Consider the following 20,862-nt stretch of genomic DNA (forward strand, 5'->3'; position numbering starts at 1 on the left):
TGCCGGAATGCTTGCGTCCGCGGCGGTGTCGTTGATGGTTGGAGTTCGACCGCTAGCACGGGATCGTTCAGCCAAAACGGCGATATGGAAAAGGTCGATTGCTGCGACCGTGTTCTTCTGGGTGACATATGCCGTCGCGTTTTCGGACAATCTGCGGATGGCGCTGGTCATACTCGGAATTGTCGGGGTTATGTCGATCGTCTGGATCTTGGAATACTGGTGGCAATTCAGGGACTGATGCCCCTCACCCTTCCCGCGGCGCCCGGGTGATCAGGTTGCGGCGCTCGAAGGTGATCGACTTGATCAGCGCGTAGACCGGCTTGCCGACCTCGAGGCCGAGCTCGGCGACCGAGGCGCGGGTGACGCGCGAGCGGATGCGGGCACCGCCGATGTCGACCAGGGTCTCGGCGAACGCGGTGTCCGGCTCCTCGACGATCTCGGCCACGGTTCCCGAGAGGATGTTGCGGATGCTGATGCCGGTCGGCCGCTCGGTGGCGAGCGAGACGTCGCGGGCCCGGATGCGCAGGCGGATGTCGCTGCCGGGCGCGGCGTCGGTCATCGGCATCACCAGTTCCTGGCCGGCGTGCTCCAGGTGGGTCAGGTAGAATTCGGCGTCGTGCCGGACCACGCGCACGGTCAGCACCACGCCGGCCTCGAACCGGCCCATCGCCGGGTGCAGGTCGAGGCGCTCCAGGATCGCCGCCACCGGGCCCTCGGTCACCACCCGGCCCCTGGCCAGCACGACGATGCGGTCGGCCAGCCGCGCGACCTCGGAGATGTCGTGGCTGACGTAGATGATCGGGATCGCCAGGCTGTCGTGCAGGGCCTCCAGGTAGGGCAGGATCTCGTCCTTGGTCGAGCGGTCGAGGGCCGACAGCGGCTCGTCCATCAGCAGCAGCCGCGGTCGCGACAGCAGGGCCCGGCCGACCGCCACGCGTTGGCGCTCGCCGCCCGACAGCGCCGCCGGCGCCCGGTCCAGCAGCGCCCCGATGCCGAGCAGCTCGACCACCTGGCCGAAGTCGAGCGCCGCCCCGCCGTCGCCGTCGCGGGCCCGGCGAGCGCCGTAGGTCAGGTTGCGGCGGACCGACAGGTGGTCGAACAGGCTGGCTTCCTGGAACACGTAGCCGACCGGCCGTCGATGCGGCTGCAGGAACACCCCGCGGCCGCAGTCCTGCCAGGTCTCGGCGCCGAGCGCGAGCCGGCCCGGCAGCCGCTGCAGCCCGGCCATGCAGCGCAGGATCGTGGTCTTGCCGCAGCCGGACGGGCCGAACAGCGCGGTGATGCCGCGCATCGGCACCTGGAATCCGACGTCGAGCTGGAACTGACCGAGCCGGCCGGTGAAGGCGGCGTCGATGGTGGCGCCGTCGGGTGCGTCGGGCGGGGTCATCGCAGCCCGTCGCTCCGTGGGTCCCGGATCGCGCGCGGCGCGTCCGGGATGACGACAGGGGTGGGGACCGCGGCGGGCGCACCTCTCTTCAGGACGTCATCCCGGACGGACGCGCGACGGCGCGGCCGAGCCGGGACCCACCCGCCGCTTCGACGGATGCCGCAGGGGCACGTCCCGCTCACGGCCGCGGCCGCCCGATGCGCTTCTCGAGCAGCATCATCGCTAGGATCACGGTGAACGCGAACACCAGCATGCCGGCGGCCAGGACGTGCGCCTGGGTCCATTGCAGGGTCTCGACGTAGTCGTAGATCGCCACCGACAGCACCTTGGTCTCGCCCGGGATGTTGCCGCCGATCATCAGCACCACGCCGAACTCGCCGACGGTGTGGGCGAAGCCGAGCACCGCGCCGGTCACGAAGCCGGGCCGGGCCAGCGGCACCGCCACCGTCCAGAACGCATCCCAGGGCGAGGCCCGCAGGGTGGCGGCGACCTCCAGCGGGCGGTCGCCGACGGCGGCGAAGGCGTTGCGGATCGGTTGCACCACGAACGGCATGGAGTACAGGACCGAGCCGATCACCAGCCCCTCGAAGGTGAAGGCCAGCGAGCGGCCGCCGAACAGCGGGGCGATCCAGCCGCCCGGCCCGTCCGGCCCCAGCATCAGCAGCAGGTAGAAGCCGAGCACGGTCGGCGGCAAGACCAGCGGCAACGCCACCACGGCCGCCACCGCCTCCTTCCAGGGCGCCCGCGAGCGGGCCAGCCACCAGGCGATCGGGGTGCCGACCGCCAGCAGCACCACGGTGGTGACGCCCGCGAGCTCGAGGGTCAGCCGTACCGGCGGCCAGATTTCCGCGAGGTCGATCATGGCGTCGGGCCGAAGCCAATCCCCCTGAAATGCAGTCTCACGCCCTGAGGTCAGTCGGCGGCACCGTAACCGTATTTCTCCTTCACCGCACGCGCCTCGGGGCCCTGCAGGAAGCGCAGGAACCCGGCCGCCGCCGGGTTGTCGCGGCCGGCGTTCAGCAGCACCGCGTCCTGGGCGATCGGGGCGTACAGCCTGAACGGGACGACCCAGCGCGAGCCGCGGTGGTGGCCGATCACCTGCGACAGCGCGACGAAGCCGAGATCGGCGCTGCCGCTGTCCACGAACTGGTAGGTCTGGGCGATGCTGTTGCCCCGCACCAGCCGGGACTCCAGGGCGCCGTAAACGCCGAGCGCCTGCATTGCCTCGACGGCGGCGGCGCCGTACGGCGCGGTCGCCGGGTTGGCGATCGCCAGCTTGCCCGACCCGCCCTGGCGCAGCGCCGTCTCGCCGGTGACCCGGCCGGGGTCGCGGCTGTACAGCACGATCCGGCCGGTCGCGTAGGTGACCAGCGAATCCGGTTCGGCCAGGCCTTCCTCGACCGCCCGGCGCGGCCGCTCGCGGTCGGCGGCCAGAAACACCTCGAACGGGGCGCCCTGGTCGATCTGGGTGTAGAGCTGTCCGGTCGAGCCGAAGCTGAGAACCGCCCTGTCGCCGGACGCGGCCTCGTACAGGGCGGCAATCTCCTTGGCCGCCGCCGTGAAGTTCGCCGCCACCGCCACATGCACCTCGCCGGCCCGCGCCGCGGCCGGGACGAGCAGCACCGCGGCCGCCAGAACGAACAGGGCGGCGGTTCTGCGCCACCGGCGGGAGCACGGGGTGATGCGGGGCATCGGACGCTCCAAGCGTTATCCATGGTCGAATATAACGCTATCGTCGCCGATCGGCGCGGCGGCCCGCAAGCGCTATCTCTTCCGGTGCATAACGCTGGTCCGGCAGCTCCGGGCGCCGTCAGTCGTCCGGCAGCAGCCCTTCGTTCCGGAAGCTCGCGCCCGGCGGCGCCGATTGCGCGACCGACCCGAAGTAGAGCACGCCGATGGTCAGGTCGGCAGCGGCGCCGTCGCGCGACAGCGGGCAGTGGACGCTGTCGTAGGTGCGCCAGGTCTTGTCGGCCACCCAGACCACATGGCCGGACCGGAACACCGGGCGGCCGTCGATCACCGGCTGGCGGAACGTCTCCTCGATCCGGCGGCGGGCGTCGCCCTCGCCGTACTCGCACTCGGAGACCAGCCGGCCGCTGTAGTCGCGGTCCAGGAACTGGGTGATGGTGGTTCCGATCATCCGGTAGCGGAAATCGCGGCCGCCGTCGATCACGTCCATGATCAGGACATGGCCGAACCACGGCGCGAGCTCCTCGAACGGAAAGTCCTCGCGGAGCGGCAGCGGCCGGCTGCCGCGCTTCGCCTCCCACAACCCGGCGAACCGGCGCACCAGGGGGTGGCGGCTGTCGGGCACGATATCGTTGACCGGCGGCTCCGAGGCCATCAGCGGCTGGCGGATGATCGCCTCCATCTCTCCGACACGGCCAACACGCGACCCGGCGGCCGGGCCGTCGTCGGCCACCTTGCGGGCAATTTCGTCGATCGGCGGTTAAAGCCCGGTTAGCGCGACGCGACGGTGGCGCGGTCGGGCCTCAGCCGCACTTCGAATAGCCGCAGGCGGTGCAGACTGCGCAGCCTTCCTGGTGCACCAGGGCGACCGACCCGCAGCTCGGGCACTGGCCGGGCGCCGGGCCGAGATTGACCACCTCGCGGGTCGCGACCGGGGCCTTGTCGCCGGCCACGCCCTCGCGCCGCTTGAGGAAGCCGATCTGGATCATGTGGGTCTCGATGACCTCGCCGATCGCCGCCAGCAGCGAGGGCACGTACTTGCCCTTCAGCCACTGGCCGCCGCGCGGGTCGAACACCGCCTTCAGCTCGTCGACCACGAACGACACGTCGCCGCCGCGCCGGAACACCGCGCTGATCATCCGGGTCAGCGCCACGGTCCAGGCGAAGTGCTCCATGTTCTTGGAGTTGATGAACACCTCGAACGGCCGGCGCCGGCCGTCCTGGACGATGTCGTTCACGGTGATGTAGATCGCGTGGTCGCTGTCGGCCCACTTGATCTTGTAGGTCTCGCCCGGCAGCGCGGCCGGCCGGTCGAGCGGCTGGGTGAGGTGCACCACGGCCCGGCCGTCGGCCAGGATCGCGGCGGTCCCGACGGCGCCGTCCGCGGGGGGCTCGGCGGCCGGCACGGCCTGCTCCGGCTCCTCGCGCCGGGTCGCGAGCACCGCCCCGGTCACGTCGTTCGGCCGGTAGGTGGTGCAGCCCTTGCAGCCGGACTGGTAGGCCAGCCGGTAGACGTCCTTGAACGCCTCGAAGGGGATGTCCTCGGGGCAGTTGATGGTCTTCGAGATCGAGCTGTCGATGTATTTCTGGACCGCCGCCTGCATCACCACGTGGTCGCCCGGCGTCAGGCTCTGGGCGTTGACGAAAGCCTCGGTCAGCGGGGCGTCCGGGCCCTTCAGCTCGCGGTACAGGCGGTAGGCGAGGTCGCTCACCTCCTCGGTCCGGCGCGAGCCGTCCGGCATCAGCACGGTGCGGTCGTAGGTGAAGCTGAACACAGGCTCCAGCCCGGAGGAGACGTTGTCGGCGAACAGCGAGATCGTGCCGGTCGGGGCGATCGAGGTGACCAGGGCGTTGCGGATGCCGTGCTCGGCGATGCCGGCGCGCAGGTCGTCGTCGAGCTCGCCGACCGTCTCGCCGGCCAGGTACGGTTCGGCCTCGAACAGCGGGAACGCGCCCTTCTCGCGCGCCAGGTCGATCGACGCGCGGTAGGCATGGCGCCGCAGCAGCGCCATCCAGCGCTCGGTCGCCGCCACCGCCTCCGGCGAGCCGTAGCGCAGGCCGCAGAAGATCAGCGCGTCGGCCAGGCCGGTGACGCCGAGGCCGATGCGCCGCTTGGCCTTGGCCTCCCGGGCCTGGACGGCCAGCGGGAAGCGCGACACGTCGACCACGTTGTCCATCATGCGGACCGCGACCGGCACCACCTCGGCCAGCGCCGCCTCGTCGAGCGCGGCGTCCGGCTCGAACGGGTGCTTCACCAGGGTCGCCAGATTGATCGAGCCGAGCAGGCAGGCGCCGTAGGGCGGCAGCGGCTGCTCGCCACAGTTGTGGACCGCCAGGCCGTTGGCGTCGAACGCGTTCGGACCCGGCACCGTGACGTCGTATACGGTTTCCTCGCCGTCTGGCTTGACCGCCGCGACCCGGACCACGAAGCGCTCCCTGTTCACGGCGCGCCGGTAGGCGCCGAGCCGTGCGGCGAGTGCAGCGGCCTTCTCGCTGTCCGCGAAGCCGATACGCTCGGCAAAGCGCATGACGTTGCTGCCGGTGACGATCAGCTCGTGCTGCGCCCGGTGCTTGTAGTCCGCCGACCCCCCGCGACCGTCCGGCATTGCACGGCTGCCGGCCGTGCGCCGGAACGCGTAGATGCGGCCGACGATGCCGAGCCGCATCAGCATCCGTTGCGCTGCCCGGAGGTCCTCGAGAGAGGATTGCGCGAGCCGGACACTGACGCCCTTGGTCTGATCGCCCTGCACGCTGCCGTCGGCGTCGAACAGGCCGCGCAGGAATCCGCGGTGGAAGTCCGAGGAGCTGCGCTCCACCGGCGGCGCGACGGCCTTGGCGCCGGGCCTCATTCCGAAACGCTCGGCAACTCGCTTGAGGGCTGCGGTCGACAGCCGTCGCTCGCCGCGATCGGCAACCGGCATCCAGCCGGCGAAATCATTGCGGTGCCCCAGGCCGCGGACCGCCCTCTCTGCCTCGACCATGATCGCCAGCACGCCGGGGCGCTCGACGGTACCGTTGACGACCGCCCGGCCGGGCCACGCGCAAAGCACCGCCTTGTCGCTCTTCAGCGTCCCGTCGCCGAGCAGCAACCCGAGCAGGTAGCCTTCGTCGAAGGTTCCGGCCCCGCTCCACGCGACCGCGTCGCCGTGGTCGTGCACCAGGATCTCGTCGCCCTCGCACAGGTCGCCGGCTGCCGTCCACTCGCTCTCGATCCGCCAGCGGGTCCGAACGGCAACTCGCCGGACCCGGTGATCGGCGGTCAGCCGCAACGACGGCCCCTCGACGGTGTCGAGGCGGAAGACCGGCTTCGTCCCGGTCGCGAAGAAGCCCTGCGGCCCGCTCCTGTGCGGCTTGCCGTCGACCAGGGCGGTAAACGGCCGCCCGATCAGGTCCCGAACCAGCGCAGGTCCATCGGCCGTGTGCACCCAGGTGTCGGCGGTGACGCACGGGTTGGTGGCCGCGATGGTCTCGCAGTAGTGCAGGTTGTTGCGCCGGTTGATGCGGTCGATGAAGATCACGCCGGGCTCGGCCACGTCGTAGGTCGCGGCCATGATGCGGTCCCACAGCGCCCGCGCCTTCACGGTCCGGAACACCGTGCCCTCGAAGGCCAGGTCCCAGTCGGAATCGGCCTCGACCGCCGCCATGAACGGGTCGGTCACCAGGACCGACAGGTTGAACATCCGCAGCCGCGTCGGGTCGCGCTTGGCGTCGACGAACTCCTCGATGTCCGGGTGGTCGCAGCGCAGGGTCGCCATCATCGCGCCGCGCCGCGAGCCGGCGCTCATGATGGTGCGGCACATGGCGTCCCAGACGTCCATGAACGACAGCGGGCCGGAGGCGTCGGCGCCGACGCCCTTCACCGGCGCGCCGCGCGGCCGCACGGTCGAGAAGTCGTAGCCGATGCCGCCGCCCTGCTGCATGGTCAGGGCGGCCTCCTTCAGGGAGTCGAAGATCCCCTCCATGGAGTCGGGGATGGTGCCCATGACGAAGCAGTTGAACAGGGTCACCGAGCGGCCGGTGCCGGCGCCGGCGAGGATCCGGCCGGCCGGCAGGAACCGGTAGCCCTCCATCGCCTCGTAGAAGCGCGCGGCCCAGCGCTCGCGCTGCTCCGGTGCCTCGGCCTCGGCGAGCGCATCGGCGACCCGCCGCCAGGTGTCCTCCGGCGTCGCCTCGGCCGGCTGGCCGTCGACCCGCAGCCGGTACTTCATGTCCCAGATCTGTCGACTGATCGGCGCCGGATCCTGCATCTCACACCTTCGGGATCAGAGGCGGCCTTATAAGATAGGTGCCCGCGACCGGGTGAGCAATTTATTCGTTCCTATTCCGTTCTCGCGTCGCCGATTCTCGGCGAGGCGACCAGTTCGGCCAATGCGATCCTGACCCGGGCGAAGACGTATTTCGTCCACTCGCCGGCGATCAGGCCGAAGGTTCCGGGCCAGCGCCACCAGGCGTTCACCCGGACGTCGGCCGGCACCACCGGGAAGGGCACCAGCGCGATCTCCGGCAGCGCGTGCTCGAACTCGATCCAGGCGCGCGGCATGTGGTAGTTCGAGGTCACCAGCACCAGCGACTTGCGGCCGGTGGCGCGTGCCCAAAGTGCGGTCTCGCGGGCGTTGCCCAGGGTGTCGGAGGCGCCGTAGCCGAGCACGATGCAGCAGTCGATGGTGGCCTGGTCGAGACTGGCGCCGACGCCCGGAACCAGATCCCGGACCCGGGCCGGATCGACCCGGTGGTCGACGCCCGAGACGAACAGCACCGGCGCCGTCCCGGCGGTCAGCAGCTCGACGCCGGCCTCCATCCGCTTGCTGCCGCCGGTCAGCACGACGATCGCGTCGGCCTGCGTCGTCGGCGGTGTGCTGTGCATCGGGATGCGGTTGGCGTAGCGCACCAGCCCGACGCTCCAGGCGACCGCCAGCGACAGCACGACCACCAGCACCGCCAGGCGGATGCCGGAGCGCGGCCGCCGGGGTTCGCGACGGAAGCGGTAGCGCCGGCGTGCCATGGCTCAGGGCAGGCGGGCGAGCGCGACCAGGACGGACGCCCGCGCGGTGACGGTTGCGATCAGGGCGGCGCCGACCGGCAGGGCGACCAGGGCGATCCAGTCGCGCAGGCCGAACTCGATCGACGACAGCAGCGACGCCAGCCCGGCCGGCCCGGTGCCGGATGCCGCCCGGGCGGCGGTCCACTGCAGCGCGGCCAGGGTGGCGGCCGCGAGCACGGCGCCGATCACCGCACCGACCAGGGCCAGCCGGCCGGTGTGGCGCTGGAACTGGGCCGCGATGAACCGGTCGGGGGCGCCGATCAGGTGCAGGATCTCGATCTCGTCGCGGTGCACGCCGAGCCCGGTCCTCACCGCGAACACCACGGCGAGCACCGCCGCCAGCGACACCAGGACGATGACCACCAGGCCGGTGGCGGCGATCGAGCGGCCGATCGCCTGGGCCTCGGCCAGCCAGCGCGCGTGGTCGTCCAGCGTGGTCCCGGGCGCGGCGTTCTCCAGCCGCTCGGCGAGCGCGTCGCGGTCGAGCGGCTGGCCCGGCGAGAGCCGCACGTCGACCAGGATCGGCATCGGCAGCGTGCCGACCAGTTCGGGGCCGAGCCACGGCTCCAGCAGGGCGGCGGCGTCGGCGCCGCTCAGCGGCCGGGCGTCGGCGATGCCGGGGGTCACCCGCAGCAGCCTGAGCACGGCGTCGCGGCGCTCGCCCGCGGTCTCGCGCGAGGCCTCGGCCTGGGCGCCGACCACCGGGGGGATCTGCACGGTCATGGTCCCGCTCAGCCGCCGGTCCCAGTCCTCGACGAAGCCCAGCGCCGTCAGCCCGCCGATCGCGGCCAGCACGGCGAGGTACACCAGCACCGCCAGCAGCCCCGGCAGGAAGCGGGTTGACGGGTCGCGCCCCAGCGCCAAGTCGTTGCGTCCCCACATGGCCGGCCCCGCCCCGCTCAGCCCGGCCGCGCCGCGGCGCCGGCCGGCGCCGAAACGGTGGCGCCGCGCACCGTCGCACGGGTCAGGCGGGCGCCTTCGAGGTGCAGGCGCGGATGGTCGAACCGCCGGACCAGCGACTCGTTGTGGGTGGCGATCAGCACGGTGGTGCCCATCTTGTTCAGCTCCTCGAACAGGTAGAGGAGCCGGATCGCGATCCGGTCGTCGACGTTGCCGGTCGGCTCGTCGGCCAGCAGCAGGCTCGGCCGGCCGATCACCGCCCGGGCGATGGCGATGCGCTGCTGCTGGCCGCCGGACAGGGTCGCCGGCAGGGCGTCGAGATGGCCGCTGAGGCCGACCCAGGCGAGCAGCTCGGGCACGTGCTCGCGGATCAGCGCCTCGCGGGTGCCGGCGATCCTGAGCGGCAGCGCCACGTTGTCGAGCGCCGAGAGATGCGGGATCAGCCTGAAGTCCTGGAACACCACGCCGACCCGCCGGCGCATCGCCGGACGTTCCGAGCGCCGGATCTTCGAGATGTCGCGATCGAACAGGTGGACCCGGCCGGATACCGGCCTGGCTCCCAGGTACATCAGGCGCAGCAGCGTCGACTTGCCGGCGCCGCTGCCGCCGGTCAGGAAGTGGAAGCTGCCAGGCTCGAGCTCGAACGACACGTCGCGCAGGATGACGGGCCCGCCGTCGTAGCGCATGAACACGTTCTCGAAGCGGACCACCTGGCTCCTCGCCCCTTGCGGCTTCGGGCGCCGGCCGGCGCCGATTTCCCTTAGGCAGGCCGCATCCTGGACGAATGCGGTGGCGAAAGAAAGACGGCGGCCGCTCGGAAATCGGGCCTCGGCAGAACCGACGCGACGCGGCCATGGCGGTGCAGGGCGCCCGCGCTATACTCCGCGCCGCGGATCGGTCGACGAGGCGGCGAATGCGGGTCACCTGCCCGGAATGCGAATCGAAGTTCAAGGTGCCGGATTCGGCGATCGGGACGACCGGCCGGAAGCTGCGTTGCAGCAAGTGCGGGCACCAGTGGTTCCAGGAGCCGGTGGCCGACGCGCCGCCGGCCAAGGCGAAGCCGAAGTCCAAGCCGAAACCCAAGCCCAAGGCCAGGCCGAAGCCGCCGCCGGAGCCCGAGGAGGCCTTCGAGGAGACGCCGCCGGCGGACGATTTCGAGGACGAGGGCGGGCTGCGGGCGGACGAGGACACCGCCGGCATGGAGCCGCCGCCGCTCGGCGGGGTCTCGCGGTTCCGGGGGCCGCGGCCGCCGGAGCGGCCGAAGCTCAGGCTGCCGATCCCGCTGCTGGTGCTGGCGGCGGCGACCGTGGCGATTCCGGCCGTGCTGTTCGCCGGGCGCGACGCCTTCGTCGAGATCTGGCCGGCGAGCGCGCTCCTGTACGACACCGTCGGCCTGCACGTGCCGGTCCCGGGCGAGGGCCTGGTCCTGCAGAACGTCTATGTCCAGCGCCGCCAGGAAGGGGCGGTGACGCTGCTGGTGGTGGCCGGCGAGATCCACAACCCGACCGAGGGACTGCGCAGCCTGCCGGCGCTGCGCGGCACCGTGCTCGACGCGCACGGCACGGAGCTGCAGTCCTGGCTGTTCACCGCCGAGGCCCCGCAGCTGCTGCCCGGCGACACCGGCCGCTTCCAGTCCGAGCTGGCGGCGGCGTCGGACGCCGCGGCCAGGGTGCACGTGACCTTCACCAACGACCGTCCGGAGGGCGGGATCGGTTACTGAGGCCGGGGTGTCGGCCGAGCGTTCGCCGCCTCGCGGGTCCCGGAGCCGTTCCGCCTGCGGCGTCCGGTCCGGGATGACGTCAGGGAGTGGGAACGTCGCTTTCCCTCCCTGACGTCATCCCGGCCGTAGCGGCACCGCCGCGGAGAGCCGGGACCCACGGCGCGACGAGGCTTCAGAACCGCTTCAGCAGGCGCTCGATGTAGTCGAGTTCGAGTTCCGGGCGGCTGCGGTCGCCGGAGCGCTTGCGCAGCTCGTCGAAAATCCGCCGGGCGCGCTGCAGGTCGCTCTCGGCCGGAACCTCGACGCCGCTCTCGTCGACCGCGTAGCCCTGGTTCGGGCGGTCGCGCAGCGGGTCCTGGCGGCGGTCGCCCTCGGACTGGCCCTGGGCGTTCGGGTCGGGGGCCGCGCCGCCGTTCGCCTGCTGGTTCTGCCGCATCGCCTCGGACAGCGCCTGGGCGCCGTCCTGCAGGCGTTCGACCGCGTCGCCCTGCGGGCCGACCGCCTCGCCCGGCTGGGCCCGGCCGAGGGCGTCGGTGGCGTCCTTCATGGCGCGCTCGGCCTCGCCGAACGGCTGCGGGATCTGGCCGAGGCCTTCGCCCAGCTTGCGCATGAACTCGCCGAGCTGGCGGCGCAGCTGCTCCTGCATGCGGGCCAGCGCCTCCGGCGTGGCGTCGTTGCCGGTGCCGGGCTGGCCGCGCCGGCCGCCGCGGTCGGCGTCGCGCGGCTGGCCGTCACCCATTTGGCCCTGCTCGCCCGGCCGCTGGCCGGGGCGCATGCCGCGGCCGTCGCGCGGCTGGCCGGGCATCTGCCCCATCTGGCCCATGTCGCGGCCGTCGCGCGGCGAGCCTTCCTGGTGCTGCTTGTAGGTCTGGTCCATCAGCTGCTGCTGGCGCTCGGCGAGCTCCTGCAGCTGGCGCATCATCTCCTGCGCCGCCAGCTGCTCCGGCGACATCATCTGCGGCCGGCCGGCCCGCAGGTTCTCCATCATCTCGCGCAGCTGCGACAGCAGCTGGCGGGCGGCGTCCTTGGCACCCGCCTTCATCATCTCGCGGGCCCGCTCGAGCATGTCCATCAGGTCCTGGCGCTCGACCATCTGGCTCGGGTCGATCTCCTGTGCCTGCTGCTGGTCGCCGTTCTGCAGCTGCTGCTGCATCTGCTCCATCATCGCCTGCAGGTACTTGTCGATCGCCTGCTTCAGCTCGTCCATCAGGCGCTCGAGTTCCTGCTGGTCCGGGTTGTCCTGGGCCAACAGGTCCATCAGCCGGCGCTCGAGCTCGCGCAGCTCGCGCTCGGCCAGCGACATCTCGCCGTCCTCGACCCGGAGCGCGATGTCCCAGAGCAGCGACTGCACCTCGGCGATCATCGCCGGCGCGAGGTCGTTCATGACCAGCCGGCCGGCGGCCAGCCGCAGGCCGAGGAAGGTGACCACGTCGTCGAAGTAGTGCTGCGGCCGGGCCGCCAGCGACATCAGCACCTCGGCGATGTCGGTCTTCTCCCGCGGCTCGGTGATCAGGCGCTTGCGCTGCTGGATGATCGCCCGGGCGACCGGGTGGTTGAACAGGCGTTCCGGCAGGATCAGCTTGACCGGCTCGCTGTGGCCCTCCTGGCCGGCCTCGTCGCGGGCCACCAGCGTCATCTCCACCGGCTGGCCCGCCCAGGGATGCGGCGTCAGGTCGTGGAAGTCCTTGGCGTCGGCCGCCTCGAGCCCGTTGCCGGGCAGCGCCATCGCCAGCACGACCGGGTCCTCGGCGGTCGGCTCGCCGGTCGACTCGAGGCGCCGGATGCGGGCCTCGACGCCGGCCAGGCCGTAGTCGTCGCTGGCGTTGTAGTGGACCATCAGGGCGGCACGCTCGGTCGGCTGCGGTGGCTCGGCGAAGCTCACGGTCGGCTTCAGGTCCGGCAGCACGTTGATGGTCCAGGCGGCCAGCTCGTCGCCGGCCTGGCGGATCGCCAGCGCGGTGCCTTCGGTGATCGCGGTCTCGATCTGGTAGGCCTTCTCGGCGACCCGCTCGAACGGCCGGGCGGTCTCGCCGCCCCTGGTCGCCAGCGCCAGGTTCGGCACGGCGTCGCCGCCGTTGACCCGGGCCAGCAGGGTCGCGCCGGTCGGCACCGCCAGCCGTCTCGGCACACTGTCGGCCGCCGCCGCAGCCACCGGCCCGTCGGCCTGGCCGGCGCGGGCCAGCAGCATCGGCGGCCGGCCGGTATAGGCCGGCGGGTTGATCCAGACGTCGAGGGTCGGGGGCGGGGTCTCGGCGAGCGGGCTCAGGGTCGGCTGGAACGCCTCGGCCAGGCGGCCGAACGGATCGGTCGCGGCGACCGCCAGCCCGGCCACCAGGACGAGACCGACGACGGTGCGGGCCCCGAACGGGTCGAGGCGCGCCATCGCCGGCTCCGGCGCCCGTACCCGCAGGTCCGACAGGCGGTCGGATTGGCGCCGGCGATGGGCCTCCCACAGCGCCTGCGCCATCGGGTCCTGGCCGGCGGCCAGCCGGTCGCCCAGGCTGGACACCGGGCGGTGCGCCAGCTCGCTGTCGCGCTCCAGCCGACGGGCCGCGTCGGCATCGGCGGCCGGCTGGTACGGCGGCCGCCCGCCACGCCACGATCCCGCGGCGGGCGGTCCACAGGATGGCGACCGCGAAGCCGGCCAGCAGGGCCAGGTGGCCCCAGCCGCCGGTCGCCTCGCCGATGGCCGAGGGGGCGCCCAGCAGCGCCAGTCCGAGGAATGCCGCGATCAGGGTCAGCGGGACCCAGACCGACGGCCACAGCCGCTCCCAGGCGACGACCGCGCGCGCGAGTGCCAGCTTGCGGGCAACGCGGTTGGAGGGGCGGGGCGGCGTCCGGTCGGACGGGACCTCGGTGGGGCGCACGGCAGCACTCCGCAAACGGCGGTGGGCGACCGAACACCGCCGGGTCAGCCCCCTTTCACGGCTGCGTCGAGCGGTCGCGACTGCCTACAGTGTCGGGTGCCGCCCGGCCACGGTCAAGGGCCGGGCGGGCCGCCCATCGGCCGTCCGGCGGTGCCCGGTGCCCCGCTACCGCGCCTTCCGGTCAGCGTCCGATCCAGTCCGGCACCCGGTCCAGGCCGATCAGCGCCTCGACCGGCTGGCGCGGCCGGATCACCGCCCAGCGGTCGCCGTCGACCAGCACTTCCGGCGCCAGCGGCCGGGCGTTGTAGGTCGAGGACATCACCGCCCCGTAGGCGCCGGCGTCGCGCACCGCCAGCAGCTCGCCGGCCTCGACCGCCGGCAGCGGCCGGTCCTTGGCCAGGTAGTCGCCGGACTCGCAGATCGGCCCGACCACGTCGGCCGGCCCGGCATCCGGCCGGTCGCAACCGGTCACCGGCTGGATCCGGTGATAGCCGTCGTAAAGGGTCGGGCGGATCAGGTCGTTCATGGCGGCGTCGACCACCACGTGCCGCTTGGTGACGCCCTGCTTGACCAGGATCACCCGGGCCAGCAGCACGCCGGCGGCGCCGACCAGCCAGCGCCCGGGCTCGACCGCCAGCTCCAGTCCGAGGTCGCCGAGTTCTTCCCGGATTATCGCGGCCAGTGCCTGCGGGTCCGGTCCTTCCTGGCCGTGGTAGCCGATGCCGAGCCCGCCGCCGAGGTCGAGCTGGGTCAGGCCGTAGCCTTCGGCGCGCAGGGCCAGGGCCATCTCGCGCAGCCGGACATAGGTCTGGCGGTACGGTTCCAGGTCGAGCAGCTGCGAGCCGATATGGGCCGACAGGGCGACCGCCTCGACCCCGTCCAGCTCGGCGGCGCGGGCGAAGAACACCGGTGCCCGCTCGATCGGCACGCCGAACTTGTTCTCGGCCTTGCCGGTGGTGATCTTGGCGTGGGTCTTGGCGTCGACGTCAGGGTTCACCCGAAGGCCGACCCGCGCGGTCGCGCCCTTGGAGCGCGCGACCTCGGCCAGCATCTCCAGTTCCGGCTCGGACTCGATGTTGAACAGGTGGATGCCGGCGTCGAGCGCGGCCGCCATCTCCTCGCGGGTCTTGCCGACCCCGGCGAACACGATCCGGTCGGCCGGCACGCCGGCGGCGAGCGCCCGCGCCAGCTCGCCGCCCGACACCACGTCGGCGCCGGCGCCCATCTCGCGCAGCAGCGAGATCACCGCCTGGTTGCTGTTGGCCTTGACCGCGTAGTGGATCGCGGCACCGACCGGCGCCAGGGCGTCGGAGAGTGCACGGTAGCGCGCCCGGATGGCGCCGGCGGAGTACACGAACACCGGCGTGCCGACCTGCTCGGCGATGGTCGTGAGCGGCACGTTCTCGACGGCGAGTGCCCCGTCGCGGATCTCGAAGCCCTGCATGCTGGTCCCCGTCGGTGAGGGTTGGGCGGTTGGTCGGCGGGATTAGTTGGCGGGATAGGAGCGCGGATAGGTCGACGGCTTGCCGGCCGGCGGCTCCAGCTGTCCGCGTTTCCCGCAGCCGATCGGGCCGGCCAGCGCCAGCGCCGCCAGCACCGCGGTCATCACCAGTACCCGGGTCACGACCCGCCCCCGTCCAGGAACCGCCGGCGGGCCTCGGCGACCTGCTCGCGGACCCGCTCCGGCGCGGTGCCGCCGTAGCTGGTGCGGGCGTTCACCGAGGCCTCGACCGAGACCACCTGGTAGATCCGCTCGTCGAGCGCCGGGTGTGCCGCCTGCATGACGTCGAGCGGCAGGTCGGCGAGGCCGCAGCCGCGGGTCTCGGCCTCCTTGACCAGCCGGCCGGCGACGTGGTGGGCGTCGCGGAACGGCAGGCCGGCCTCGCGCACCAGCCAGTCGGCGAGGTCGGTCGCGGTCGGGAAGCCGGCCTCGACGGCGCGCCGCATGGCCGCCGGATTGGCCTCCATGTCGGCGATCATGCCGGTCATGGCGGCGATGCAGAGGCCGAGGGTGTCGATCGCGTCGAACACCGGCTCCTTGTCCTCCTGCATGTCCTTGCTGTAGGCCAGCGGCAGGCCCTTCATGACCAGCGACAGCGCGGTGAAGGCGCCCAGCACCCGGCCGGCCTTGCCGCGCACCAGCTCGGCGGCGTCGGGGTTGCGCTTCTGCGGCATGATCGAGCTGCCGCTCGAGAACCCGTCGGACAGCCGGACGAACCGGAACTGCGCGGTGGTCCACAGCACCAGCTCCTCGGCGAGCCGCGACATGTGGACGGCGCAGATGCCGGCGGCGGCGATCAGCTCCATCGCGTAGTCGCGGTCCGACACCGAGTCCAGCGAGTTCGCCGTCGGCCGGTCGAAGCCGAGGGCCGAGGCGGTGCGGAAGCGGTCGATCGGGTACGGCGTGCCGGCCAGCGCCGCCGAGCCGAGCGGGCTCTCGTTGAGGCGGCGGCGGCAGTCGGCGAGGCGGCCGCGGTCGCGCCCGAACATCTCGACATAGGCCAGCATGTGGTGGCCGAAGGTGATCGGCTGCGCCACCTGCAGGTGGGTGAAGCCGGGCATCACGGCGTCGGCGTGCCGCTCGGCCTGGTCGATCAGCGCGGCCTGCAGCGCCTTCAGTTCGACCTCCAGGTCGTCGATGGCGCCGCGGCACCACAGCTTCATGTCGAGCGCGACCTGGTCGTTGCGCGAGCGGGCGGTGTGCAGCCGGCCGGCCGGCTCGCCGACGACCTCGCGCAGGCGCGACTCCACGTTCATGTGGATGTCCTCGAGCGCGCGCGAGAATTTGAACCGCCCGGACTCGATTTCGCCCCAAATCTCATCTAGACCCTTGGCGATGGCGGCGCCGTCCGCGGCCGAGACGATGCCCTGGGCCACCAGCATCTCGGCATGCGCCTTCGAGCCCTGGATGTCCTCCCGCCAGAATCGTCGGTCGAAGTCGATGGACGGGTTGATGCGCTCCATCACCTCAGCGGGACCGGACGCGAAGCGCCCGCCCCAGAGTTCGTTCGTCCGGCTTTCGGGTTGGCTAGCGGCGGGAGATTGATCGGTCATGACGGGTTCCGGTTGGCGCATCGCTCGATCCCCGTGGCGCCTCGGCCTGACGGCCGCGCTGGTCGCCGCGGTGCTCGCGGGCGCGGTGGTGGCCGTGGGAGCGGCCGGCGGCCCGCCGCCCCTGACCGGGGGCTATGGCGCCTACGAACCGCTCGCCGAGCCGAAACCCGCCCCGAGCACCGCTTTCCTAGACCCGGACGGCCGGCCCATCAAGCTCGACGCGTACCGCGGCCGGCTGGTTCTGCTGAATCTCTGGGCCACCTGGTGCGCGCCCTGCGTCAAGGAACTGCCGTCGCTCGATCGCCTGCAGGCCGCGCTCGGCGGCGAGCGGTTCCAGGTGCTGCTGGTCTCGGTCGATCGCAAGGGGCTCGACGTGGCCGCCCCGTTCCTGGAGCGCCTCGGCATCGCGACCCTGCGCACCGCCGCCGATCCGAAGTCCGAGCTGGCGCGGGCGTTCGGAACCTCGGGGCTGCCGACCTCGGTGCTGATCGACGCCGAGGGCCGGGTCGTCGGCCGTATGCTCGGCGATGCCGAATGGGACTCGCCCGAGGCCAAGGCCCTGATCCTGCACTATCTCGACAAACCGGAGGCGACGTGATGGGGGCGCTCGGCCGACTGGGGCGCATGCTGGCGCTGGGGGGCGCGCTCGGGGGCGCGGTGGCGGCCTCGGCCGGGGCGGCGAGCGCGCAGGAGACGGAGCTGACCTTCTTCCGGATCGCGACCGGCGGGGTCAACGGCACCTATTACCCGATCGGGGCGATCATCGGGAACGCGATCTCGAATCCGGCGGGGTCTCGGCCGTGCGGCCAGGGCGGCAGCTGCGGCGTGCCGAACCTGATCGCCGCGGCGGTCTCGTCGCACGGTTCGGTCGCCAACGTCGAGGCGATCCAGAACGGCGGGATCGAGTCCGGGTTCGCGCAGGCCGACGTGGTGCACGACGCCTACTACGGGTCGCGGACCTTCGCCGGGCGGCCGCCGATGGACAAGCTCCGCGTCATCGCCAACCTGTATGCCGAGCGCATGCAGATCGTGGTCCGCCGCGGCGCCGGGGTGACCGGCGTCGGGGACCTGGCCGGCAAGCGGGTGTCGCTGGACGAGCCCGGGTCCGGGACCCTGCTGATGGCCCGCATGGTGCTGGAGGCGTACGGCGTCGCGGAGACCGACGTGGTCGCCGAGTATCTCAAGCCGGGGCCGGCGGCGTCGCTGATCCAGCGCGACGAGCTCGACGCCTTCGTCCTGGTCGCCGGCGTACCGACCAACGTGGTGGCCGACCTCGCGGCCCCCGGCATCGTCGACCTGCTGCCGATCGAAGGCCCGCCGGTCGAGGCGATCCTGGCCAAGCACCCGTTCCTGTCGCGCTCGCCGATCCCGGCCGACACCTACTGGCCGGGCGCGCCGGAGATCCCGAGCATCGGGGTCGGTGCGCAGTGGGTGGTGTCGGCGGACGCCCCCGAGGAGCAGGTCTACGCCATCTGCAGAGCGCTGTGGAACGATGCCACCCGCGTGCTGCTGGACGGCGGCCACCCCGCCGGCCGGCAGATCCGGCTGGAGAACGCCCTGGACGGCGTGGACGTCCCGCTGCACCCGGGCGCCGCCCGCTGCTACCGGGAACTCGGCCTCGAAATCGCGGCGCAGTGACGGCCTGTCGGCCGGCCCGGTTCGCGCCCTTCCCGGGGGGTGTCCCCCGGCCGGAGCGTCGGCCGGCCGGGGGGACAGCCGACGCGGTGTCAGGAGTTCCGCGGCGACGGGTCCGGCGCCGAGCCCGCTCAGTGCATGGTGCCACCGGCCAGCTTCAGCGCGTAGCCCTGGATCTGGCGGCGAACCGTCGAGTCCAGGTCGTCGAAGGAAGCCTGGGCCATCAACATGTCCATCGGGCTTCCGCTGTGAATCGCTCTCGACAGGGCGGTCGCGATCTTGGTCTCGTCGCCGACGATGTCGGCAACCGATTGAGTCAGCAAGGCGAGCGCCTTGTCCGTAACCATTCTGGTCATCATGATTCCCTCGTTCTGAAGGAGTTCTAGGCGAGTCTGGAGATACAAAAAACTTTATCTAAAATCAAGAATAAATCCCGATAACCCGAGCTCGTCGCCCAACCCTCTGAGACTCAGGAGAGAATCCGTGCACGATCCGATTGGTGGCCATCCGACCCGCGGCGAACAGCTCGACGTGCTCGTCGAGATCGTGACCGACCTGGCCGAGCCGGGCGACACGGTCCTTGATCTCGGCTGCGGCACCGGCTACCTGGAGCACCTGCTGCTGGCGCGCCGCCACGACCTCAAGCTGATCGGCGTCGATCGCAAGGGTGCCTCGCTCGATGAGGGGCGGGCGCGGTTCAGCGAGCGGGTGGCCTTCGTGGAGGGAGACCTCGGCGACCCGGAGGCGATCCGGCTGCCGTTCGACAGGGCCCGGTTCGTGGTCAGCGCGCTGACCTTCCACGACCTCGCTGACGAGCGGAAGCAGGCGGTCCTGGCCTGGGCCCGGCAGCGGCTGGCGCCGGACGGCATGATCCTGCTGTACGACCGGATCCGGCTGACCGAACCGGCCCTGTTCCCGGCCCAGCAGGCGATCTGGCGACGGATCGAGCGGGTGCACGGCGCGGCGATGCGCACCGCCGACGGCTTCGCGGCCTACGAGTCGGATCTGTCGGAGACCAACCGGCCGGCGCGGCTCGACGACTACCGGGCGTGGTTCGAGGCGCTCGGCATGGCGTCGCAGGTCCTGCACCTGCACGGCAACGTCGCGCTGATCGGCGCGGCTCCCCGCTGACGGGGCGGCCGCGCCGTCGGTCGCTTCAGTCGAAGGTGGCGGTCGAGGTGTCGGTCTTGCGGTCGTACATGATGGTGATCCGCGACACCGAGCACAGGTCGATCTCCTCCCAGTACGACTCGGAGTCGTCGTCCTGGTAGACCACCTTGAGGTCCCACAGGCAGGACTTGGCGGCCCGGCGGAAGCTGATATGCACCGAGTCGCCGTTCTCCATCACGTCCCGGCCGAGGATGTCCTCCTCCCAGTCGTCGGACTTGGTCGGCGAGACGTAGACCTCGCTGAGCGCGTAACCGGTCTTGTTGACCAGGGTGAAGTCCTGCTTGGCCTGCTGGGCCCAGGCCGCCGGCGACAGGGCGAGGCTCGCCGCCACCGCCACCGAGCCGAGCCAGATGCGCCTATTCATTCCCGCCTCCCAAGAAAATGCACCGCCTCTGCGCACCGAGTCCTTGAACTCGACAGGCTTCGGTCACGACGTCCAGCGATCGACAAAGTCACGCTGGGGCATTTTTCTTGGATTGGCAAACGGGATTTGCCGGACGGCACAGGGCCCGACCCGGCGCCCGATTCAGCGCGTCGGGACCGGGGTGTCGCCGCCGTAGTCGTAGAAGCCGCGCTTGGTCTTGCGGCCGAGCCAGCCGGCCTCGACGTACTTCACCAGCAGCGGGCACGGCCGGTACTTGCTGTCGGCGAGGCCGTCGTACAGCACGTGCATGATCGCCAGGCAGGTGTCGAGGCCGATGAAGTCCGCCAGCTCCAGCGGCCCCATCGGGTGGTTGGCGCCGAGCTTCATCGCGGTGTCGATCGATTCCACGGAGCCCACGCCCTCGTACAGGGTGTAGACCGCCTCGTTGATCATCGGCAGCAGGATGCGGTTGACGATGAACGCCGGAAAGTCCTCGGCCACCGAGACGGTCTTGCCGAGCCGCTCGGCCAGTTCCTTGACCGCCTCGAAGGTCGCCTGCTCGGTCTGGATGCCGCGGATCAGCTCGACCAGCTGCATCACCGGCACCGGGTTCATGAAGTGCATGCCGACGAACCGGCCGGGGCGGTCGGTGGCGGCGGCGAGGCGGGTGATCGAGATCGACGAGGTGTTGGTGGCGACTAGCGCCTCGGCGCTCAGGTGCGGGACCAGCTGCTTGAAGATCTCCCGCTTGACCTCCTCGTTCTCGGTCGCGGCCTCGATCACCAGGTCGCAGTCGCCGAGTGCCGCGTAGTCGGTGCCGGTGGTGATCCGGCCGAGTGCGGCCTGCATGTCGGCGTCGGCCAGCTTGCCGCGCGCGACCTGCCGGCCGAGGTTGCGCTCGACCAGCGCGACGGCGCGGGACAGCACGTCCTCGGCCAGGTCGACCATTCGGACGTCCAGCCCGGCGACCGCGCAGACATGGGCGATCCCGCTGCCCATCTGGCCGGCTCCGATCACGCCGATGCGCCGCATTTG

Annotated in this window: 18 protein-coding genes and 2 pseudogenes; 4 read left to right on the forward strand and 16 right to left on the reverse strand. The window is 71.8% G+C overall.

Annotation, left to right across the window (positions count from 1 at the left end):
* Positions 1-244: 244 nt before the first annotated feature.
* The 8 genes from modC to ftsE all read right to left on the reverse strand — a co-directional run bounded on the left by modC (position 245) and on the right by ftsE (position 9,727).
* Positions 245-1,387, reverse strand: a complete 1,143-nt coding sequence (gene modC, locus IE246_RS02840) for a molybdenum ABC transporter ATP-binding protein (protein ID WP_189987387.1) — start codon at positions 1,385-1,387, stop codon at positions 245-247.
* A 178-nt stretch (positions 1,388-1,565) separates the two neighbouring features.
* On the reverse strand, positions 1,566-2,249 hold the full coding sequence (gene modB, locus IE246_RS02845; RefSeq protein WP_189987388.1) for a molybdate ABC transporter permease subunit: 684 nt from the start codon (positions 2,247-2,249) through the stop codon (positions 1,566-1,568).
* A gap of 50 nt (positions 2,250-2,299) precedes the next feature.
* Complete coding sequence (gene modA, locus IE246_RS02850) at positions 2,300-3,079, reverse strand: molybdate ABC transporter substrate-binding protein (RefSeq protein ID WP_189987389.1); 780 nt, start codon at positions 3,077-3,079, stop codon at positions 2,300-2,302.
* A 118-nt stretch (positions 3,080-3,197) separates the two neighbouring features.
* Positions 3,198-3,758, reverse strand: coding sequence for a PAS domain-containing protein (locus tag IE246_RS02855; protein WP_189987390.1), 561 nt, complete (start codon positions 3,756-3,758; stop codon positions 3,198-3,200).
* Positions 3,759-3,879: 121 nt separating this feature from the next.
* Positions 3,880-7,323, reverse strand: coding sequence for a ribonucleotide reductase barrel domain-containing protein (locus IE246_RS02860; RefSeq protein ID WP_189987391.1), 3,444 nt, complete (start codon positions 7,321-7,323; stop codon positions 3,880-3,882).
* Between the two features lie 71 nt (positions 7,324-7,394).
* Positions 7,395-8,078, reverse strand: a complete 684-nt coding sequence (locus tag IE246_RS02865) for a YdcF family protein (protein WP_189987392.1) — start codon at positions 8,076-8,078, stop codon at positions 7,395-7,397.
* 3 nt (positions 8,079-8,081) lie between these two features.
* Complete coding sequence (locus IE246_RS02870) at positions 8,082-8,999, reverse strand: cell division protein FtsX (protein ID WP_189987393.1); 918 nt, start codon at positions 8,997-8,999, stop codon at positions 8,082-8,084.
* A gap of 17 nt (positions 9,000-9,016) precedes the next feature.
* Positions 9,017-9,727, reverse strand: a complete 711-nt coding sequence (gene ftsE, locus IE246_RS02875; RefSeq protein ID WP_373297845.1) for a cell division ATP-binding protein FtsE — start codon at positions 9,725-9,727, stop codon at positions 9,017-9,019.
* A 203-nt stretch (positions 9,728-9,930) separates the two neighbouring features.
* On the opposite strand from ftsE, the gene IE246_RS02880 reads away from it, so the two are divergent.
* Positions 9,931-10,737 (forward strand): zinc-ribbon domain-containing protein, encoded by an 807-nt coding sequence (locus IE246_RS02880; protein WP_189987394.1) that lies wholly within the window; start codon positions 9,931-9,933, stop codon positions 10,735-10,737.
* Positions 10,738-10,909: 172 nt separating this feature from the next.
* Here the strand turns inward: IE246_RS02880 and IE246_RS02885 are convergent.
* The 5 genes and pseudogenes from IE246_RS02885 to argH form a co-directional block, all read right to left on the reverse strand.
* Positions 10,910-13,288: pseudogene (locus IE246_RS02885) on the reverse strand (TIGR02302 family protein); the annotation flags it as partial.
* Positions 13,289-13,334: 46 nt separating this feature from the next.
* A pseudogene (locus IE246_RS28240) lies at positions 13,335-13,604 on the reverse strand (DUF4175 family protein); the annotation flags it as partial.
* 181 nt (positions 13,605-13,785) lie between these two features.
* The gene (gene lysA / locus IE246_RS02890) at positions 13,786-15,048 is read right to left on the reverse strand and encodes a diaminopimelate decarboxylase (protein ID WP_189987395.1); all 1,263 of its coding nucleotides are present in this window, start codon (positions 15,046-15,048) and stop codon (positions 13,786-13,788) included.
* A gap of 42 nt (positions 15,049-15,090) precedes the next feature.
* Entirely contained in the window at positions 15,091-15,228 is a 138-nt protein-coding gene (locus tag IE246_RS02895) for a hypothetical protein (RefSeq protein ID WP_189987396.1), read from the reverse strand.
* Positions 15,225-16,658 (reverse strand): argininosuccinate lyase, encoded by a 1,434-nt coding sequence (gene argH, locus IE246_RS02900; protein ID WP_189987397.1) that lies wholly within the window; start codon positions 16,656-16,658, stop codon positions 15,225-15,227. The genes IE246_RS02895 and argH overlap by 4 nt, the downstream gene beginning before the upstream one ends.
* On the opposite strand from argH, the gene IE246_RS02905 reads away from it, so the two are divergent.
* The gene (locus IE246_RS02905) at positions 16,657-17,256 is read left to right on the forward strand and encodes a TlpA family protein disulfide reductase (RefSeq protein WP_189987398.1); all 600 of its coding nucleotides are present in this window, start codon (positions 16,657-16,659) and stop codon (positions 17,254-17,256) included. The genes argH and IE246_RS02905 overlap by 2 nt on opposite strands.
* Positions 17,256-18,296 carry a TAXI family TRAP transporter solute-binding subunit gene (locus tag IE246_RS02910; RefSeq protein WP_189987399.1) on the forward strand — a complete coding sequence of 347 codons (1,041 nt, stop codon included), beginning with the start codon at positions 17,256-17,258 and terminating at the stop codon, positions 18,294-18,296. Before IE246_RS02905 ends, IE246_RS02910 begins: the two co-directional genes overlap by 1 nt.
* A gap of 128 nt (positions 18,297-18,424) precedes the next feature.
* Here the strand turns inward: IE246_RS02910 and IE246_RS02915 are convergent, their stop codons facing one another.
* A complete protein-coding gene (locus IE246_RS02915; RefSeq protein WP_229836271.1) occupies positions 18,425-18,652 on the reverse strand; it encodes a hypothetical protein in 228 nt (75 codons plus the stop codon).
* A gap of 124 nt (positions 18,653-18,776) precedes the next feature.
* On the opposite strand from IE246_RS02915, the gene IE246_RS02920 reads away from it, so the two are divergent.
* Positions 18,777-19,424, forward strand: coding sequence for a class I SAM-dependent methyltransferase (locus IE246_RS02920; RefSeq protein ID WP_189987401.1), 648 nt, complete (start codon positions 18,777-18,779; stop codon positions 19,422-19,424).
* A 25-nt stretch (positions 19,425-19,449) separates the two neighbouring features.
* Here the strand turns inward: IE246_RS02920 and IE246_RS02925 are convergent, their stop codons facing one another.
* Entirely contained in the window at positions 19,450-19,827 is a 378-nt protein-coding gene (locus IE246_RS02925; protein WP_189987402.1) for an argininosuccinate lyase, read from the reverse strand.
* Positions 19,828-19,989: 162 nt separating this feature from the next.
* The gene (locus IE246_RS02930) at positions 19,990-20,859 is read right to left on the reverse strand and encodes a 3-hydroxybutyryl-CoA dehydrogenase (protein ID WP_189987403.1); all 870 of its coding nucleotides are present in this window, start codon (positions 20,857-20,859) and stop codon (positions 19,990-19,992) included.
* Between the last annotated feature and the right edge of the window lie 3 nt (positions 20,860-20,862).

Origin of the sequence: Thalassobaculum fulvum (assembly GCF_014652915.1) — a bacterium.
Lineage (GTDB): Bacteria > Pseudomonadota > Alphaproteobacteria > Thalassobaculales > Thalassobaculaceae > Thalassobaculum_A > Thalassobaculum_A fulvum.

What these genes read in the sequence shown, in the direction of transcription:
- modC (WP_189987387.1), bottom strand. Translation starts at nt 1,387, where the DNA reads ATGACCCCGCCCGACGCACCCGACGGCGCCACCATCGACGCCGCCTTC.
- modB (WP_189987388.1), bottom strand. Translation starts at nt 2,249, where the DNA reads ATGATCGACCTCGCGGAAATCTGGCCGCCGGTACGGCTGACCCTCGAG.
- modA (WP_189987389.1), bottom strand. Translation starts at nt 3,079, where the DNA reads ATGCCCCGCATCACCCCGTGCTCCCGCCGGTGGCGCAGAACCGCCGCC.
- IE246_RS02855 (WP_189987390.1), bottom strand. Translation starts at nt 3,758, where the DNA reads ATGGAGGCGATCATCCGCCAGCCGCTGATGGCCTCGGAGCCGCCGGTC.
- IE246_RS02860 (WP_189987391.1), bottom strand. Translation starts at nt 7,323, where the DNA reads ATGCAGGATCCGGCGCCGATCAGTCGACAGATCTGGGACATGAAGTAC.
- IE246_RS02865 (WP_189987392.1), bottom strand. Translation starts at nt 8,078, where the DNA reads ATGGCACGCCGGCGCTACCGCTTCCGTCGCGAACCCCGGCGGCCGCGC.
- IE246_RS02870 (WP_189987393.1), bottom strand. Translation starts at nt 8,999, where the DNA reads ATGTGGGGACGCAACGACTTGGCGCTGGGGCGCGACCCGTCAACCCGC.
- IE246_RS02880 (WP_189987394.1), top strand. Translation starts at nt 9,931, where the DNA reads ATGCGGGTCACCTGCCCGGAATGCGAATCGAAGTTCAAGGTGCCGGAT.
- lysA (WP_189987395.1), bottom strand. Translation starts at nt 15,048, where the DNA reads ATGCAGGGCTTCGAGATCCGCGACGGGGCACTCGCCGTCGAGAACGTG.
- IE246_RS02905 (WP_189987398.1), top strand. Translation starts at nt 16,657, where the DNA reads ATGACGGGTTCCGGTTGGCGCATCGCTCGATCCCCGTGGCGCCTCGGC.
- argH (WP_189987397.1), bottom strand. Translation starts at nt 16,658, where the DNA reads ATGACCGATCAATCTCCCGCCGCTAGCCAACCCGAAAGCCGGACGAAC.
- IE246_RS02910 (WP_189987399.1), top strand. Translation starts at nt 17,256, where the DNA reads ATGGGGGCGCTCGGCCGACTGGGGCGCATGCTGGCGCTGGGGGGCGCG.
- IE246_RS02915 (WP_229836271.1), bottom strand. Translation starts at nt 18,652, where the DNA reads ATGATGACCAGAATGGTTACGGACAAGGCGCTCGCCTTGCTGACTCAA.
- IE246_RS02925 (WP_189987402.1), bottom strand. Translation starts at nt 19,827, where the DNA reads ATGAATAGGCGCATCTGGCTCGGCTCGGTGGCGGTGGCGGCGAGCCTC.
- IE246_RS02930 (WP_189987403.1), bottom strand. Translation starts at nt 20,859, where the DNA reads ATGCGGCGCATCGGCGTGATCGGAGCCGGCCAGATGGGCAGCGGGATC.